Here is a 16684-nt window from a genome sequence, read left to right on the forward strand (position 1 = left end):
GTCATGCGCCGGCAGTCCCGCTCGACGCGACGTGCACTGACTGTTCGACGGCTCGCTCCCGGGCCGTCACGGCGTGCGTCACGACCGGCTCGCTCAACACGAACTCCCGGGCCGTACGCTCGAATTCACGGTCGATCCCGGTGTAGCGCTCATGGTGCTGAGCACAGTGCTCCGCCCACGAGGCCACCGTGAGGACCTCGATGAACCGGTCCGATTCCGCCGCGTCCCGGTACAGGCCCCAACTGACGGCTCCGGTCCGACGCCGGGAGGCTTCGACGTCGGCCATCGCACGAACGAAGGCCGAGGCGTCCGCGCCGGCCACCCGGTAGTCGACGGTGACCAGGACCGGGCCGTCCTGCGGGGCCGGCTCGACGGTCAGCCGCGGTTCCGGCCAGGCGTCGGACAATGACGGATCGACCCGGCCGTCCAGCAGCGGAAGCCGGCGGAGCGAGAACACACCCGACACGAGCAGCCCGGCCGACACGGTCAGGGCGGCGGTGAGTCCGGCGTGCTGGGCCAACTGCCCCCACACCAGCGCACCGAGGGCGTTGCCGCCCTGGAAGACAAGCAGGTAGAAGGCGACCGCCCGTGCCCTGACCCAGTTGGGGAGTTCGAGCTGCAAGGCGGCGCTCAGGGTGGAGAGGCCCCAGATCCACGCCGCGCCCGCCAGCGCCAGGACCGCACCGGCCAGGACGGCTTCCGAGGTGACGGCGACGACGACGAGCGCGCCCGCCGTCAGCGTGCCGGCCAGCGCCAGCATGCCTGTCGCCCCCAGGCGAGCACCCAGCCGGGGCAGCGCGCCCGCGCCGAGGACCGCGCCGAGCCCCACCGCGCCGAGCAGCACGCCGTACCCGGCCGAGCCCAGCCCCAGCCGCTGCGCAGCGGCTACCGGGAGCAGCGCCCACAAGGCGGCGGCCCCCGGGACGAACAGAGCGCTGCGCAGCAGGATCCGCCGCACCCCCGGCGCACTGCGCACATAGCGCCCACCGGCGCGCAGCGCCGCGAGCGCCTGCTCGCGCTCCTGTCCCCGGCTCGGAGCCTGACTGACGGGGCGCCAGAGCAGCAGCACCAGCAGGATGCCGAGGAACGACGCGGCGTTGACGGCGAACGTCCAACCGACACCGGCGGCAGCGACCAGGGCACCGCCCAGTGCGGGCCCGAGCGCACGGGCCACGTTCATGTTCACCGCCCCGAGCGCCGAGGCCTGCCGCAGTTGCTCGCGCGGCACCAGGCCGGGCTGGAGCGCCTGCCAGGCCGGACCGTTCAGCGCGGTCAGACAGCCGAGCAGGAAGGTGAGGAGCAGCAGCGACCACGGTCCGAGGACGCCCGTCAGCGCGAGCACGGCGAGCACGACGGTGACCGCCGCCATGGCCACCTGCATCCCGATCAGCAGCCGGCGGCGGTCGACCAGATCCGCGAGGACGCCGGCCGGCAGGGCGAGGAGCAGCACCGGCAGCCCGGCTGCGACCTGGACCAGCGAGACCATGGCCGCTCCGTGGCCGACCAGCAGCCACTGTGCCCCGACGGTCTGCATCCAGCCGCCCACGTTCGAGACGAACTGGGCCAGCCAGAGGGTCCGGAAGACCTTCTCCCGCAGTGGGCTCCAGGCAGACCCGCCGGATGGGGTGGTGGCACTGCGCTTCATCGAGTCTCCGCGAATGATCGGTCGTTGGTCACCACACGCGACGACGCTAGTGCGTGTCGGCCGGACGCGGCTGTTCCGTGCGCGCCCGTGACTGTTCCGACACTGCACCGACGGCACAGCCGGATGGCAGCCGCATTCGCCGTGCGCGGCTGGGCGAGCGGCGGTGCGCAGCGAAGGCCCTGCGGAGCCGTCGGCCGCGTGGGTTGGCCGGCGGCCCCACCGGCCGCCGGCCCGGACCCTCAGGCGGTCCGGAGTGTCCGTCTCGGCCTCGGGCTCGCACGTGACGTCATGCGCACACAGGTCAAACGGCATGCACTGTCAGGCTACGGCGGCACTGGAAACACCTACATGCTGGGTCGAAACGTCAGGATCGCCCGCCTCGACGTTTCCGGCGGTCACCGTCGCATCGTTCGGGCACTGCTCACATGCGCTCCGCGTCCAGGCACCGTGGTCGATCGAACCCCGTCCTGGCCCGGTCCCCTGAGAGGAAATCGTGTTCAAGAGGACTTACTCCCCGCTGCTTTCGATCGCAGCTGCCACCGCGATCCTGGTGCCCCTGGCCGGCACGGCCTCCGCGGCAGTCACCTCCGACGGAAGGCCGGCAGCAACCAGCCGGGCTCAGCTCTCACCAGCGAGCAGCACGGCGACGCTGCAGAACTGGCCGATCATCGATTGGGACATCACGAACATCACCGCAGGGCAGGGTGAGCACGCCAATCGCTACTGGGAGCTGATCAACGCGATCCACCAGAACAGCTACGGAAATGCCACCAACACCGGGAGCGGCGGACTCGTCGAACAGACCACCCAGAACACCAACCGGCTGATCCAAGTGCGAGTGAGGAACGAGGGGAGCGACCTCGTCTCCATCTACCTGTGGGCCGACAACCTGTACGTCGCAGGGTTCTACTCCCCCGGAGCCAACCGGCATTGGGCCTTCCAGGACGGCCGCCAGCAGCAGTTCCAGAACGACCTGGGCGTGCCGGTGCGCCTCATGCCGCGAAACGGCAGCTACGGCAGCCTCAACGGTGGAAGCACCCGGGAGAACCTGTACCTCGGTTCCACCAACATCTTCAACGCGCTGTGGGATCTGCACAACGTCGGAGAGTGGGACGAAACGCGCATCGACCGGGGCATGCTGATGGCCATCACCATCCTCTCGGAAGCCGCCCGGTTCGGCCCGATCCTCAACCGTGTCTACGGAAACATCAACGGCTTCACCAACTACCAGCTGAGCCGGGACTACGCCGAGATGGAGAACCAGTGGGGGGCCCTCTCCCGGGCCGCGCACAGTTGGCAACAGGGTCAGCCGGCTTCCGTGCGGCTGATCGGGAACAACGTCACGAGTTTCCTCCGTCTCCGACAGGTCGTCGGCTTCGTGGAACTCCACGGCTCGGAAGCCCTGCTGTAGCTTCCTCCGGCCCCGAAGACCTGGCCCCGGCCCTCGCTGCGCAGGCACCGAGGGCCGGGCCGCACGTCTTCACCCTGCGGGTCGTGCGACGGGTGACCGCCTCCGTTCCACGCCCACCGTCAACCTGCTTGCCGGTCCCGGTGCTTCCGAGCCGGAAGCCGCCCCTCTCGCCGAGCTGGTGCACTGCCTGGAGCAGCACTTCAGCAGGCCCCGTCCACGCCCCGTCACGGGGGCGGGCCCTCGACCCGCCGACCGTCTCGGCCGCAGCGACCGGCTGATGGTCCATCAGATGCGGTCAGCAAAAGGTCAGCACGGGTACGAGCAGACTCTGTCCGACGAGCTCAGACCTTCTCGGTTCCTGGTCGATCGGGCGGGAACCGCTAGCGGTCCGCCTCTGCCCGTGCGGATTCGTCCTGCCGATGCCACGCGGGAACATCCTTGCCCGGCTCGCCGGGCCGGGTTCGCTCCGCCCGCGCGGCCACCGGCGGTCCCGCCGCGCCCAGGGCCGCGAAGAACACGCCGAGGAGCAGCCATCCCGTGTGCCCGAGCGCGAGGACGGCTCCGGTCAGGACCACGGGGGCGAGCGCCTGGCCCGCGTCGAAGCCGATGCCGAGGAGGCCCTGGTACTGCCCCTGGGCGTGGTCGGGCGCGAGGCCGTAGCCGAGCGCGTAGCCGCCGGACGACTCCCACACCTCTCCGATGCTGTGGATGCACACGGCCAGCCCGGCGAGCACCGGAGCCACCCAGGCGGGGACGTCGGCCGTCAGCGCCATCAGCGGACAGCTCGCGAGGAACAGGAGCCCGGCGAGCCGGAAGGCGCGGCCGCCCTGCCGCGGGGTCTCCACCGTCGAGCCGAGTCGGCTCTGGAACAGCGCGCAGACGCCGCTGTTGATCGCGTAGACCGCGGCCACGGTCCAGCGCGGCGCGTCGGTGCGGGCGGTGAGCCAGATCGGCAGGAGCAGGGAGACGGTCTGGTACTGAAGACCCATGGCGCTGTAGATCGCCACGAAGGACACGTACGGCCGGTCGGTCAGGACGGACCACTGGCGGTGCTCCTCGGGCCGCGGCAGGGGCCGGTAGTTGGGGACGCCCAGGAAGGCGATCAGTCCGGCGCAGGCGAAGCTGGCGGCGTTGGCGAGGATGAGACCGGTGTAGGCGGGGCGCGTGTCGATCTGGATGGCGACGGCCGCGCCCAGGGTGCCGACGACGACGCCCAGGTTGACGAAGGTCCGGAGTCTGGCCCGGAAGGCGGCCGGGCGTTCACCGCCGACCCGTGCGACGAGCGCGCCGCCCGCGGCGCCGCCCGCCGTGGCGGCCAGCCGGTCCAGGGTCGCGACGAGCGTGAACGCGAGCCAACTGTCGATGAGGACGAACATCGCCATCGTGGCGGCCTGCAGCGCGAGGCTCGCCAGCCAGATCGCGCGCGGCCCGTACCGGTCGGCGAGGTTCCCCGCCGGTACGCCGGCCACCAGACCGCAGAGGCCGGCGATCGTCAGGCCGGCCCCCACCTGTGCGGCGGGCAGGTGCACCACGAACGTGAAGTAGAGGACCGCGGCGGTGTTGAAGAGACCGTTGCCCACCCTGTTGACGAAACTGGCGGCGATCAGCGCCCTCTCCGGACCGGAGCCCGACACGCCCTGCGCCCGCTGCCCGGACCTCCTCATGATCATGTCGATCAGGCTAACAGGGGCCCTTCCGGCCCCGGCGGCCCTCTCCACAGGCCGGCTCGGGGCCTCCGCCCCCGCCCGCACGCTCCCTAACCGAGGTGGGTGAAGCCGGTCCAGTCCCACCGGTTGACCGGGAGGCCGGATTCCGATCGGGCGGCGAGGTCGGTGCGCAGGCGGCGGAGGGTCAGGTGCAGGGCGCGGGCCGGGTCCCCGGTGTCGTCGAGGTGTCGGTAGAAGTGCCCGGCGGCCTCCGCGGCCACGTGGTCGTCGAGTTGCCGGCGGACCGCCACGACGTGCCGGAACCCCGTGCTGCGAAGGGCGGCGGCGAGGTGGAGGGCCTCGTCGGGGTGGCCGGCGTCGGTGCTGGCGCCGTGACAGGTGGACAGGTACGCCAGTTCGCCCCCGCCGGTGGCCCTGACCAGGTCGGCCAGGGTCACCGGCCGGTCCGCCGCGCTGAGCGAGGCTTCCGGGCAGCCGAGCGCGGGGTCGGTGCCGTGGCCCGCGAAGTGGAAGCGGGGATGCCGGGCGAGCAGGTGCAGGAGCCGCTCGCGGGTCGCCCCCGGACCGGTGAGTACGGTCACGGATCCGCTGACCGCCTCCCGCACGGCGGACACCTCCTCGGCCACGCCCGGAAGTTCGCTCTCCCCGTCGTACGGTGCGGCGACCCCGGCCAGCAGCATCGGCGCGCCCGGGGCGGGGAGTTCGGCGACGTGGTCGCGCAGGCTGCGGAGCGTGGGGGCCTCCGAGGAACACACCCGGTCCAGTACGGACCGGCCGGAGCCGTCGTGATGGCCGGTCGCCGCAACGGGGAACGCGGCCAGCGGACCGGTCGGGCACCAACGCACCCGGGGCTCGCCGGTCGACCGGCCCATCATCCGCAGGGTTTCCAGGACCGGTCCGGTCAGGACGTCCCAGCCCCAGGCGAGGATCTCCTCCTGTTCGTCCTCCGCGGTGCGCAGCTGTATCCACGCCGCCCGGGAGGCGCGCCGGCCCGCCGGGAGTTCGGCGCGCGCCGCGGCGGCCGCTTCCACGGCCCCCGTCCACCGGCGGACCTGGGCTTCCACCTCGTCCGCCGTGACCGGAAGCCGCACGACGACCGTCGAACCGCCGGTGACCAGGATCGCGTCGGTGCGCTGCGGCGCGACGTTCAGGACCGCGACCGCGTCGCGCCCGGCGGGCCGGGCGGCCCAGCTCTCGGGGGCCGGTGGCAGGAGGAAGGAGTCGAAGCCGTCCAGCGTGCGGATCTCGGCCTCCAGCCGGCGGTGCTCGGCGTTGAGGCGGGCCAAGGCGGATCCCCGGGACACGCCTTCGGCGTCGCTCTCCGGACGGCTCTCCAGAGCGAGCCGCAGGGCCGCCTCCCGCAGCGTGCGGAACCTCGCCGCGAGCTCCGGGGAGTCCTCCGCCAGGCGCAGCAAGTCGGCGGCTCCGCCGGTCAGTTGCCATAGGACGAGTCCACGTCCACGTTCCAGGAGGGTCAGGGCCCGGGCCGGGTCGTCGAGTTCGAGGGCGCAGGCCGCCGCGAACGGGGTGAAGGAGGACCAGCCGCGCAGCTGGTGCAGCCGGTCGGTGAGCTCCAGCCCGTGCCAGTCGTAGGACTCCAGCAGGTCGAAGGCGTACTCGGCCCCGGCCGCCGCGGCTGCCGGGTCGCCGACGCACTGGAGCGTCGCCGCGGCCCAGAGCCGGGCGCAGGCGGCGCGGTCGGACGGCAGCGAGGATACGAGCCGGCGGCCCCGGTCGAGGGCCGCCAGCGCGGCGTGGACGTCGTCGGCCCGGTTCCGGTGCTGCGCACGGCGCAGGTGGATCCGGGCGAGGCCACCGAGGAGGCTCGCCCGGTTGGCGTGGTTCGGCGGGCAGGTGTGGACGGCGGCGGTTGCCTCGGCGAGCGCCTGGTCGAGGTCGGCGGACCGGCTCCGGTCCGTGTCGTACCGGGCGAGTAGGAGCATCGCGAGCTGATTGCGCCGCCGGGCCCGTTCCGCGTGCCCGGGACGGTCCGCCGAGACGGCCCACCGGGCGAACCCGATGGCCTCCTCCAGTACCTCCGGTTCCTCGTGGAACTCGTGGAGTTCGCAGAGCGCGGAGGCGAGCGCCTCCAGCCGGACGCCGAGGTACGGGTGCCGATCGTCGATGCCGTCCACGGCCGTGCGCAGGTGTCCGATCGCCGACCGGAGCCGGTCGGGGTCGGACCCCCGGTAGTGGAAGAGGAGCTGGGTGGAGGCGAGGTTGGTGCGGATGGAGTCGGCCAGGTCGGCGTCCTCGGTGTCCGCCAGCGCCGACAGAAGGAACCGCTCGGACGACCGCAGCACCGACAGGTCGTGGCCGAGCTCGTAGAGGCGCCGCAGTGCCAGGCCGACGCGGTTGCGGGCCTGGGCGGACAGGCCCGGCAGCTCGACCTGCGCGGCGAGGGCCAGCGCCCGGTGCAGGTCGTCCGGGGCTCCGCTCAGCTCGTGTCGCAGCCGGTACAGGTTCAGCTCCGCGACCGTGACGGCCGTCAGGTCCCCGGGCCGGTCCGCGTGGATGCTCCGGGCTTCCGCCAGGTGGCCGAGCGCCCGGTCGACGGGTTCGGTCGAACCGGTCCGGTTGGCCCGGTGGATGAGGATCTCCGCCAGGTTCTGCAGCAGGTGCGCGCGCCGCGGGTCACCGGCGGGGAGCTCCGGCAACAGGTCCGTCCCCCTTCGGAGGGCGAGCTCCAGGAAAAGCGCGTTCCCGTGCCTCTGGAAGGTCTCCGCGAGTGCGCCGATCGCGCGGAACTCCCGCTCGGTCCGGCCGAGTCCGCGGGGGATGACCCGCCGCGGACCGGTCGTCAGCTCGGCGAGCCCTCCGTCCACGGCCTGCTGCTGCTCGTCCCCCGGCGCGGTACCGGCCCGGACGCGCCGGAGCAGTCGCACCGCGCGGCGGCGGGCCCGCTCCACCCGCACCCCGCTGTCCCGCCCCAGCCGCATGACGTACCACTGGTCGAAGACGAGTTGGCCCAGCACCGACAGGTGCTCGTGCTCCTCGGGGTCCGGACCGGCCCGCCGGCTCCGGGCGAGCAGGCGGTATCCGGCACGGACGGCGCGATCCAGCTCGGCCGTCGTGGTGAACACCTCGGGCCCGGTTTCGAGCACCTTCCACGCCTTGTGCACGGCCGGGCCGTTCGGGCCCTCCCCGGACAGTTCGGCCGAGAGCAGGAAGTTCCCGAAGGCCTCCCAGAGCAGGTCCGCGTCACGCCGCACCCGCGCCAGTTCGCACTGCGACGCAGCCAGGTTGTCGGCGCCGAGGGCGAGCTTGTCGCGCGGAAGGACGACGAACGCCACGGCGTGGCAGCGCACCGACTCCTCCAGGTAGGACAGATCGTCGGTGACCGTGTAGCAGAAGTACGCCACGGTGCCCCGGAAGTCCAGGTCCCCGGCGGCCGGGCCGGGGTCGTCGGGCCCGTGCCGCTCCGGGTCGGTGGCGGTGCGCAGGGCCGCCACGGCGTGCAGGAGCAACGCCGGGGAGTCCTTCGCCGCCCGATGCCGGTCGTAGGCCAGAGCAGCGGTCAACGCCAAGGCCCGGCGCCGCAGTTCGGCGGATCCCGTGCAGGCCGCGACGGTCTGGACGGTGTGCACGACGACGTCCCAGTGCAGCGGCCGACGCGCCAGGTGGGCGGTCAGCCCGGAGAGGACGGCGCACCAGTGGATCGGCGGCACGACGGGCGGCCCGAGGCGCGGCGGGGCGTCCTCCTCGGGTTCGCGGTACTCGCACAGCAAGGCCGCGATCAGGTCCGCCACCGGGCGTTCCACGTCGGAGAGCGAGAACTCGGAGCGGTCCTGGCGGTCGCGGAAGACCCGACCCAGGACTTCGAGCCGGTCGAGGCGCTCCTCGTGCTCCTGCGCGGGCAGGCCGTGGAGCACCTCGGCCGCCTCCCGCAGCACCTCGGGACCGCGCAGCAGCTCGCGGTCCCCGGTCTCCTCGAAGCCGCTGACGCGGCGCTCGAGCGCGGCTAGCATCTCGTCGGACATCGTCCTCCCGAATGGAGTACGTACCGTGCCGGAGCCGAACGACCGTCAGCACGCCTACCGGATGCTGGTCGACCCCGGGACTCCCCCGGACGAGCGCTACCCCGGATTCACGATCGCCGAACCGGACGCGGCGTCGCACGCGGCGAGGGTCGGTGAGGTGGCCCGGAGGCTGGAGGCCCTGTTCGCCGCCGAGCCGGACCTGCAGGCCGTGACGGTGTGGGTGGCGGGCACGGCGATCGGGGTGGCGACCGCCACGTGGTACCGGCCGGAGCCGGCCGACGGGCCGCCGCCGGAGGGACCCGTCCTGCACCGGGACGGCGACCGCGCCCTCCTCCCGGGGCACTCGTCCCGGTACGTGCTGTTCCGCTACCACTGCGCCGCCTGCCCGCGACCGCTCTACAGCCCGGCGCCCGAACCCCCGCGGTGCCCGGTGTGCGACGCGGCGACCACGGAGGAGCCGTGAACCTCTCCGCGCTCCTCGGCCCGGTCGGCGGGATCGCCGGCAGTCGGTTCCTCACGGTGTCGTACCTGCCCACGGTCGGCTGCTCGGCGTTCCTGCTGGTCCTGACGTGGGCCGGGGCACCGGGCGGCCGGCCGGACTTCCACCGCGCGTGGACGACGGCCGCCGGCCTCGGGGTCGGCGAGCTCCTGCTCCTGTGGCTCGCCGTCACCCTGCTCGCGCTGGCGCTGCACCCCCTCCAACTCCGGCTCGTACGGCTGCTGGAAGGCGAGTGGCCCGGCCTGCCGGACCGGCTGCGCCGCCGTGCCGTCGCACGGCAGGAGGCCCGCCGCACCACCTTGGCGCGACAGCGGACCATCGTCTCGGCCGACCCTCCGGACCAGGCGACGGCGAACCGCGCGGGCATCGCCGGCACCCTGCTGAGCACACGGTTCCCGCCCGACGGCCTGCCGGCCGCCCCGACCCGGCTCGGCAACGTCCTGGCCGCCGTCGAGCACCGCGCCGGAGCCACGTACGAGCTCGACGCGGTGGTGGTGTGGCCCCGGTTGTACCCGTTGCTGGACACCGCGACCAAGGACGTCGTGGACACCAACCGGGACGCCCTGGACGGCGCCGCCCGACTGGCCGTCACGGCCGCCCTCACCGCACTGGCCTCGGCTGCGCTGCTCGGCCGGGCCGGCTGGTGGCTGCTGCTGGCGCTGGCCCCTGCCGGACTGGCCAGGGTCGCCTACCTGGCAGCAGTGGAGTCCGCCGCCGCATACGGGACCGCCCTGGAAGCCGCCATCGAGCTGCACCGCTTCGCCCTGTACGAGCGCCTCGGGCTGCCCCGGCCACCCGACCTCGACGCGGAGCGGGCAGCGAACGCGGCACTGTGCACGCTGTGGCGACAGGGGCGCATCCCCGGAGCCGGACTGACTTATCGTCAGGAATGAGGTCGGGCCGGGCCGATGCGATGTCGCCGCAGGGGCCTCCGTCGACGGAGGCCCCTGCGGGAGCTGGTATGTTCCAGCCGTGACCCCCGACACCGCTGCCCTCGTCTCCCGCCTCGGCCGCCCCCTCCGGCTGATCGTCACGGGGGGCGGGACCGGCGGGCACACCTACCCCGCCCTCACCGCAGTCCGCACCCTGCGTTCGCGGCTCGCCGAGGCCGGCGGTGCCCTGGACGTGCTGTGGATCGGCACCGCCGCCGGCCTCGAAGCCCGCGTCGCCGGGTCCGAGGGGATCCCGTTCAGGACCGTCGCCACCGGGAAGATCCGGCGCAGCACCAACCCCCTCAAGCTGGTCTCGCCGGCCAACGTCAAGGACATGGGCCGCGTCCCCCTCGGTGTCGCCCAGGCCCGCAGCGCGGTCGCCGAGTTCGACCCGGACGTGGTGCTCGGCACCGGCGGCTACGTCGCGGTGCCGGTCGGACTGGCCGCCAGGATGTGCCACCGGCCGCTGGTCGTCCACGAGCAGACCGTCCGGCTCGGCCTGGGCAACCGGGCCCTGGCCCGCATGGCCACCCGCGTCGCGGTCTCCTCCGGGTCCACGCTGCCCTTCCTCCCCGACGCCGCCCGGCCCAACGCCGTGGTCACCGGCAACCCCGTGCGCCCCGAGGTGCTGACCGGCCGGGGCGACAAGGCCGTGCAGGCCCTCGGCCTGTGGGGCTTCGACCGCGAGGCGCCCACCGTGTACGTCACCGGTGGCGCTCAAGGCTCGCAGCAGATCAACCAGTTGGTCAGCGACATCCTGCCGTGGCTGCTCGGCCACGCCAACGTCGTCCACCAGTGCGGGCCCGCCCACGAGGCCGGGCTGCGGGCGCGGGTCGCCGCACTGCCGGAGCACATCCGCGGCCGGTACCTGGTCACCGGCTTCGTCGGCCCGGAGCTGCCGGACGTCCTCGCGCTCGCCGACGTCGTGGTCTGCCGCAGCGGTGCCGGGACGCTCGCCGAGCTGACCGCGCTCGGCAAGGCCGCCGTGTTCGTCCCGCTGGCCACCAGCGCCGGGAACGAACAGGAGCACAACGCCCGGCACCTCGCCGACGCCGGCGCGGCCGTCGCGCTGATCGGCCACGCCACCTCCGACGCCCTTCAGGACGCGATCGTCCCGCTGCTCACCGACCCGGCCCGCCGCGCCGAGATCGCGCGACGGGCCCGTGAGCACGGCCGCCCGGACGCGGCCGAGCGGCTGGTGGACGTGCTGCTGTCGGTCCTGGACCGTTAGGCCCGATTCTCAGGCGACGTCGGTCAGCAGGCCGGTCAGCCCGTCCAGCAGCGACCGGTTGGTGGCCCGGGCCTGCGGGGTGTCGACGTGGATGGTGTTGACGAACAGGCCCTCGTCGGTGCGGTGCAGCCAGTGCAGGAGCCCGTTGCAGCCGGACACCCAGACGTGCATCCGGGCCCGCCGGGCAGCGTGCAGTTCGGCGCCGGGCAGTCGGCGGAAGTCGATGTAGGAGAAGAAGTTCACCGCGTGCGGCCAGTAGTGCAGTCGCGCGTACTCGGCCGGGGCGAGCAGCCGCCACGCCTTCACGAAGTGCACCCCGGCGTGCGCCTGCGCCTGCCCGTAGGCGTCCTGGGCGGCTGCCAGCACGTCGCCGAACTGTGCCCGCTCCCCGACCGGGAACCCGACCGGCAGGGTGTTGATGAACCACCCCATCGACTCCGCGTAGACGCCCCGACCGCGTTCGTTGACCGGCACCAGCCCGCAGTACTCCGCCGGCCCGCCCAGCTGCCGCAGGGCGATCGCGACGCCCGCGAGCAGCCCCATCGACAGCCGCCCGCCACGGGCCCGGCAGGCGGCGCCGAACTCCTCGACCTGGCGGGCGGTCAGCAGCCGTTCGGTGCTCGCCACCGGCGCGTACAGACGGCCGGGCCGGACCCCGAGGTCGAGCGGGAAGGGCGGGAACAGGCCGCCGTTGCGGTCGCGGAACGCCCGCCAGTAGTCCAGCCGCACGTCGTCGGCGTTCATCGCCCGGTTGGCCCGGCGCTGGGTGCGACTGAACTCCAGGTAGCTGCCGGGCGGTCGGACCGCGTGGGGAACGGGTTCGACCGCGGCCGCGTCCCGGTAGGCCGTGATGATGTCGTTGACCGCGATCGCGCTGGAGAGCCCGTCGGTGACCAGGTGGTCGCACGAGAACCAGACGGTGGTCGACTCCGGCCGGACGACCGCACCCATCGTGATCAGCGGCCAGGCGAGCGTGTCCACCTCCTGGAAGGCGCCCTGGAGGTGCCCGGTGACCTCCGCCGGAGTCTCCAACGGGCCGACGTAGTCGTGCTTGAGGGCCACCTCGTCGGGCGGGAGGACCTCGCAGCCCAGATCCCCGCCCAGCGGCTGGTAGACCGCCCGGAGCACCTCGTGACGCCGCACCAGGTGGAGAAACGCTCCTTCCAGCGCGTCCGGGTCCACCCGGCCGGGGAGCTCGAAGCTGGCCGCGACGTAGGACCGGATCGGTTCGTCGATGCTCTGGGCGTGCTGCGCCACGGTGAAATGTTTCGCCTGGTTGTAGCCGGTCATCCGGCGCGGGGCGGGCCCCCCGTCACCGGTCAGGGAGACCAGGTGCCACCGATGGGCCTCGCCCGGGTCGATCTCGGAGTCCTCGACTGAGATTTGGAGCATTCCGCCTTCTTCTGCAGCTGTCGTCGCCGGGTGGTGTCCAGAGCAGTCGCGCACCGGCCTACCAATCGATGCCATACCAACAGGCCCGCCCGGTCATCGGATACGGCCACCGGCCGATCGAGTGACGGGCGCGGGCGCCGCCGCTCGGACGGACCGTCGCCAGGGCGCGGCCGAAAGGCCCCTGCTCGGCCCCCTCGGAGCCGTGATCCGGTCCTGCCCGTCCGCTGAGCAGGTGAATTGCGCCCGATCGTCCTCGCGCCGCCGGAGCAACCGATGGGACGATCGGATGAACTGCTCGGTATGCACATTCCTTTCCGGACCGGGCGGATCGCCTCGGTCCTGGCCCTGGTGGCGGGCTCGCTTTTCAGTAGCAGCGTGCTGGCACCACCGGCCCAGGCCGCGATCTCCTTCACCAAGAGCGTGGACAAGGCGACCGCCTCCCCCGGGGAGAACGTCACCTACACCCTCCGCTACACGTGTTCGATCACCGAGTGCACGGGCGGGAGGATCCTCGACACCCTGCCGCCGAACATGCAGTTCCTCGGCTGGACGCCCGACCCCTCCTCCGTGGACGAGGCCGCCTCCACCGTGCCCGCCCCGGGCGCGATGGGCGGCACGATGGACATCAAGCTGAAGAACCTGAGTCCGGGCACGACCGCCACCGTCACGGTGACGATGAAGTACCCCAACTTCACCACCCCGAACGGCGCCGCCTCCACCAACTCGGCCACGATGAGCGCCACCGGCGAGACCTCGCAGACCGCCACGGCCGACACCAAGGCCGCCGTGCAACCGCAGTACACGGTGACCAAGGGGATCCAGACCTCCAGCAGCGACGGACGCACCGTCACCTACCAGTTCAGCGCCTGCGCCACCGACAACGTGCCCAACGTCGACCTGGACACCAGCCGCCTGCTGGACACCCTGCCGCCCGGCGCGGTGGTGGACACCGGCCGCTCGCCCGGCTGGTCCTCGGTGCCGCCGGGCCCGAACACGTGGGGCTACGACATCGGGGCGTTCACCTCGGGCAACGGACGCGGCGGCTGCCGCCTGCCGGGCGTGCTGGTCGTCCACTACCCCGAGGCCGACTTCCCGAACGGGACCACCTCGAACAACACGGTGGACCTGCTCGGCGCCCCGCTGACGGAGAGCGAACGGAAGCTGGACACCGCTTCCACCACGACGGGCCGGTTCAGGCCGCCGGCCACCGGTGTGGTGGTGACGGCGAGCAAGGTCTGGCGCGACACCACGACCAACGGTGACCTCAACTCCTTCAGCATCTCGGCCACCAACACCTCGGGTCCCGCCACCAGCCTCACCATCACCGACCCCGGCTCCGGCACCACCGGCGGCCTCTACAACTGGATCTTCCCGCAGTCCCTCCAGCTGGAGCCCTGGAACCCGACCAGCATCAGGCTGACCCTGCAGTACCGCCTCAACGACGACCCCACCTGGCTCACCTTCTCACCGTCCAGCCCGTTCGACGGCTCCGCCAACCGCCGGATCACCTTCGTCCAGGGCGCGGGCGACCCCTCCCGCGACGAGCTGGGCGTCCCGGCCGGACGGTGGCTGGACGGCCTCAGGTTCACCTGGAACGGCCCCATCCCCACCGGCTGGAGCCCCGGCAGCGCGGTGCAGCTGGTCACCCAGGTCGCCACCCCCGGCCACGACGGGCGCCCCGCACCCGACAGCCTGACCAACTGTGTGGACACCACCGCGACCGACGGCACCGACAACGCCTCCGCCAACGCCTGCGCCTCGACCACCATCAGCCAGTCGACCAACCTCGGCGCGGCCAAGACCACCGTCGCGGGCGAGCTCTCCGCCCCCGGCGGCAGGGCCACCTTCCAGGTCATCCCGTACAACCGCAGCGCCCGCGACCTCGGCCGCCCGCTCGTGCTCTACGACGTGCTGCCCGCCGGCGTCGTCTACATCGACGGCTCGGCCCGCCCCGACCCGAACTACCCGGATGCCAAGGCCCCCGAGTCGATCACGGTCACTCCCGGCCCCGACGGGCGCCAGATCCTCAGGATGCAGTGGCCCGCCGGCGCACCGGACATGACGTACCTCCACGACGCGCTGGCCTACCGGATGCTCCTCGACGTCCAGGTCGCCGGCAGCATCCGCGCCGGCGAGCTCACCAACGACGTCTACGTGACCGTCGACCGGCCCGACGCCCCCGTCTCGTGCATGTTCTCCGGCTCCGACAGCGGCAGCACTCCGGACGTCCTGGACCTCAACGGCAACGGCGACACCACCGAGCTCATGTGCCACGCCTCCGCCAGGATCCGCGTGGACGCGCCCTCGGTTCTGCGCTCCTACAAGGAGGTCAAGGGCGACCTCGACGCCGACTACGTCAGCATCGGCACCGCCACCCCCGGCGGCCGGATCTCCTACCGGATGACCGTCCGCAACGACTCCCCCGACCCGGTCACCGACTTCATCGCCTACGACCGCCTCCCCACCCCCGGCGACAACTACGTCCTCACCCAGGACGCCGCCCGCGGCAGCGCCTGGACCCCGTCCCTCAGCCAGCCGATCACCAGCAGCGACCCGACCGTGGTCATCGAGTACACCACCGACCCCAACCCCTGTATCGAGACCGCGCTCGTCACCCGGAACGACTGCAACAGCGCGGCGGTGTGGAGCACCACCTTCCCCGCCCCCGGGACGGCCACCTGGTTCCGCGTCCACCGCGCCGGAACCCTCGCCTCCGGCGCGTCCTTCATGCTGACCTGGCCGATGGTCGCGTCCTACGACGCCGCCGCGGGCGACTACGCGTGGAACAGCTTCGCCTTCACCGCCACCGACGCGGCCGGCCGACAGTTGCTGCCCGCCGAACCCGCCAAGGTCGGCGTCGCCGTCACGCGAGTGGCCCCCTCCGACAACGCGCTGGGCGACTTCGTCTGGCAGGACCTGGACGGCTCCGGCGTCCAGAAGCCCGGTGAACCCGGCATCCCCGGCGTCACGGTGCGCCTGCTGGACGGCAACGGCCAGCCCGTGCGCGACAAGGACGGCAAGCCGGTCACCACGGTGACCGACGCCACCGGCCACTACCTGTTCGACAAGCTGCCCGACGGCAGCTACGCCGTCCAGTTCGACCTGACCACCCTTCCGAAGGGCGCCACCGTCACCAGGCGCGGCGCCGGGACGGACCCGGCCAAGGACTCGGACGCCGACCGCACCACCGGCCTCACCCAGACGGTCACCCTCCGGGGCGGCCAGCGCGACCTCGACCTCGACATGGGCGTGATCCTGCCCAACCCGTCGCCTTCCCCGTCGCCCTCCCCATCTCCGTCCCCGTCGCCCTCGCCCTCCCCGTCTCCGTCGCCTTCCCCGTCGCCCTCGCCCTCCCCGTCGCCCTCGCCCTCGCCCTCGCCCTCCCCGTCTCCGTCTCCGTCGCCTTCCCCCACCGTCTCGCCGAGCCCGACGCCGACGCCCTCGCCGACGCCGACTGTCTCGCCGAGCCCGACGCCCACCACGTCCACGTCCACGTCCGCCGGCACGACGCCGACGAAGAGCCCGACCCGCACCCCCACCTGGTCGTCGTCCAGCGCCGGCCCGCTTCCGCCCACCGGCGGATCGTCGTCCAACGCGCTCATCGTGGGCCTCAGCGCCCTCGCCGTCCTCGCCGGGGGCGCCCTGTGCCTGATCGCCTACCGCCGACCGGGCAGGCACAGCTGACCCGGTGGTGAACAACTGAACCCGCACCACCACCGGTGGCGCCGTCCCACACAGGACGGCGCCACCGGCCTTCCGCCGAACGTGGGCTCACGCCCTTCAGGAGCGATGGACGGGCTCAGCCGAGAAAGAGCGTCGCGAGTCGTGGCAGTCGGCGCCGCTTCTCCTGGTCGTCATCGAACTTCCGTCGCTCGCCCACGGGGTCGTCAGGGTGGGTGATGTCGTTGAGGGCGCTGTCGAGCCCCT

General features: G+C 72.9%; 9 protein-coding genes. 5 read left to right on the forward strand and 4 right to left on the reverse strand.

Features of this window, described 5'->3' with window-relative positions; genetic code table 11:
- Position 1 precedes the first annotated feature (1 nt).
- Positions 2-1645, reverse strand: a complete 1644-nt coding sequence (locus tag AB0C76_RS26380; RefSeq protein ID WP_359970221.1) for an MFS transporter — start codon at positions 1643-1645, stop codon at positions 2-4.
- 493 nt (positions 1646-2138) lie between these two features.
- Here AB0C76_RS26380 and AB0C76_RS26385 point away from each other — a divergent pair, with 493 nt between their 5' ends.
- Entirely contained in the window at positions 2139-3056 is a 918-nt protein-coding gene (locus AB0C76_RS26385; protein WP_359970224.1) for a ribosome-inactivating family protein, read from the forward strand.
- 380 nt (positions 3057-3436) lie between these two features.
- Here the strand turns inward: AB0C76_RS26385 and AB0C76_RS26390 are convergent, their stop codons facing one another.
- Together AB0C76_RS26390 and AB0C76_RS26395 are read right to left on the reverse strand one after the other, a co-directional pair.
- On the reverse strand, positions 3437-4726 hold the full coding sequence (locus AB0C76_RS26390) for an MFS transporter (protein WP_359970226.1): 1290 nt from the start codon (positions 4724-4726) through the stop codon (positions 3437-3439).
- 86 nt (positions 4727-4812) lie between these two features.
- The gene (locus AB0C76_RS26395) at positions 4813-8703 is read right to left on the reverse strand and encodes a CHAT domain-containing protein (protein ID WP_359970229.1); all 3891 of its coding nucleotides are present in this window, start codon (positions 8701-8703) and stop codon (positions 4813-4815) included.
- 25 nt (positions 8704-8728) lie between these two features.
- Here AB0C76_RS26395 and AB0C76_RS26400 point away from each other — a divergent pair, with 25 nt between their 5' ends.
- The 3 genes from AB0C76_RS26400 to AB0C76_RS26410 all read left to right on the forward strand — a co-directional run bounded on the left by AB0C76_RS26400 (position 8729) and on the right by AB0C76_RS26410 (position 11365).
- Entirely contained in the window at positions 8729-9166 is a 438-nt protein-coding gene (locus AB0C76_RS26400; protein ID WP_359970231.1) for a hypothetical protein, read from the forward strand.
- Positions 9163-10095: a hypothetical protein gene (locus tag AB0C76_RS26405; RefSeq protein ID WP_359970234.1), complete on the forward strand. Its 933-nt coding sequence runs from the start codon at positions 9163-9165 to the stop codon at positions 10093-10095. Before AB0C76_RS26400 ends, AB0C76_RS26405 begins: the two co-directional genes overlap by 4 nt.
- Positions 10096-10174: 79 nt before the next feature.
- Positions 10175-11365, forward strand: coding sequence for a UDP-N-acetylglucosamine--N-acetylmuramyl-(pentapeptide) pyrophosphoryl-undecaprenol N-acetylglucosamine transferase (locus AB0C76_RS26410; RefSeq protein ID WP_359970237.1), 1191 nt, complete (start codon positions 10175-10177; stop codon positions 11363-11365).
- Between the two features lie 9 nt (positions 11366-11374).
- Here AB0C76_RS26410 and AB0C76_RS26415 read toward each other — a convergent pair whose 3' ends face one another.
- The gene (locus AB0C76_RS26415; protein ID WP_359970240.1) at positions 11375-12757 is read right to left on the reverse strand and encodes a condensation domain-containing protein; all 1383 of its coding nucleotides are present in this window, start codon (positions 12755-12757) and stop codon (positions 11375-11377) included.
- Between the two features lie 300 nt (positions 12758-13057).
- Here AB0C76_RS26415 and AB0C76_RS26420 point away from each other — a divergent pair, with 300 nt between their 5' ends.
- Positions 13058-16441, forward strand: a complete 3384-nt coding sequence (locus tag AB0C76_RS26420) for an SdrD B-like domain-containing protein (RefSeq protein WP_359970243.1) — start codon at positions 13058-13060, stop codon at positions 16439-16441.
- Positions 16442-16684: the final 243 nt, after the last annotated feature.

It is taken from the genome of Kitasatospora sp. NPDC048722 (genome assembly GCF_040650235.1).
Lineage (GTDB): Bacteria > Actinomycetota > Actinomycetes > Streptomycetales > Streptomycetaceae > Kitasatospora.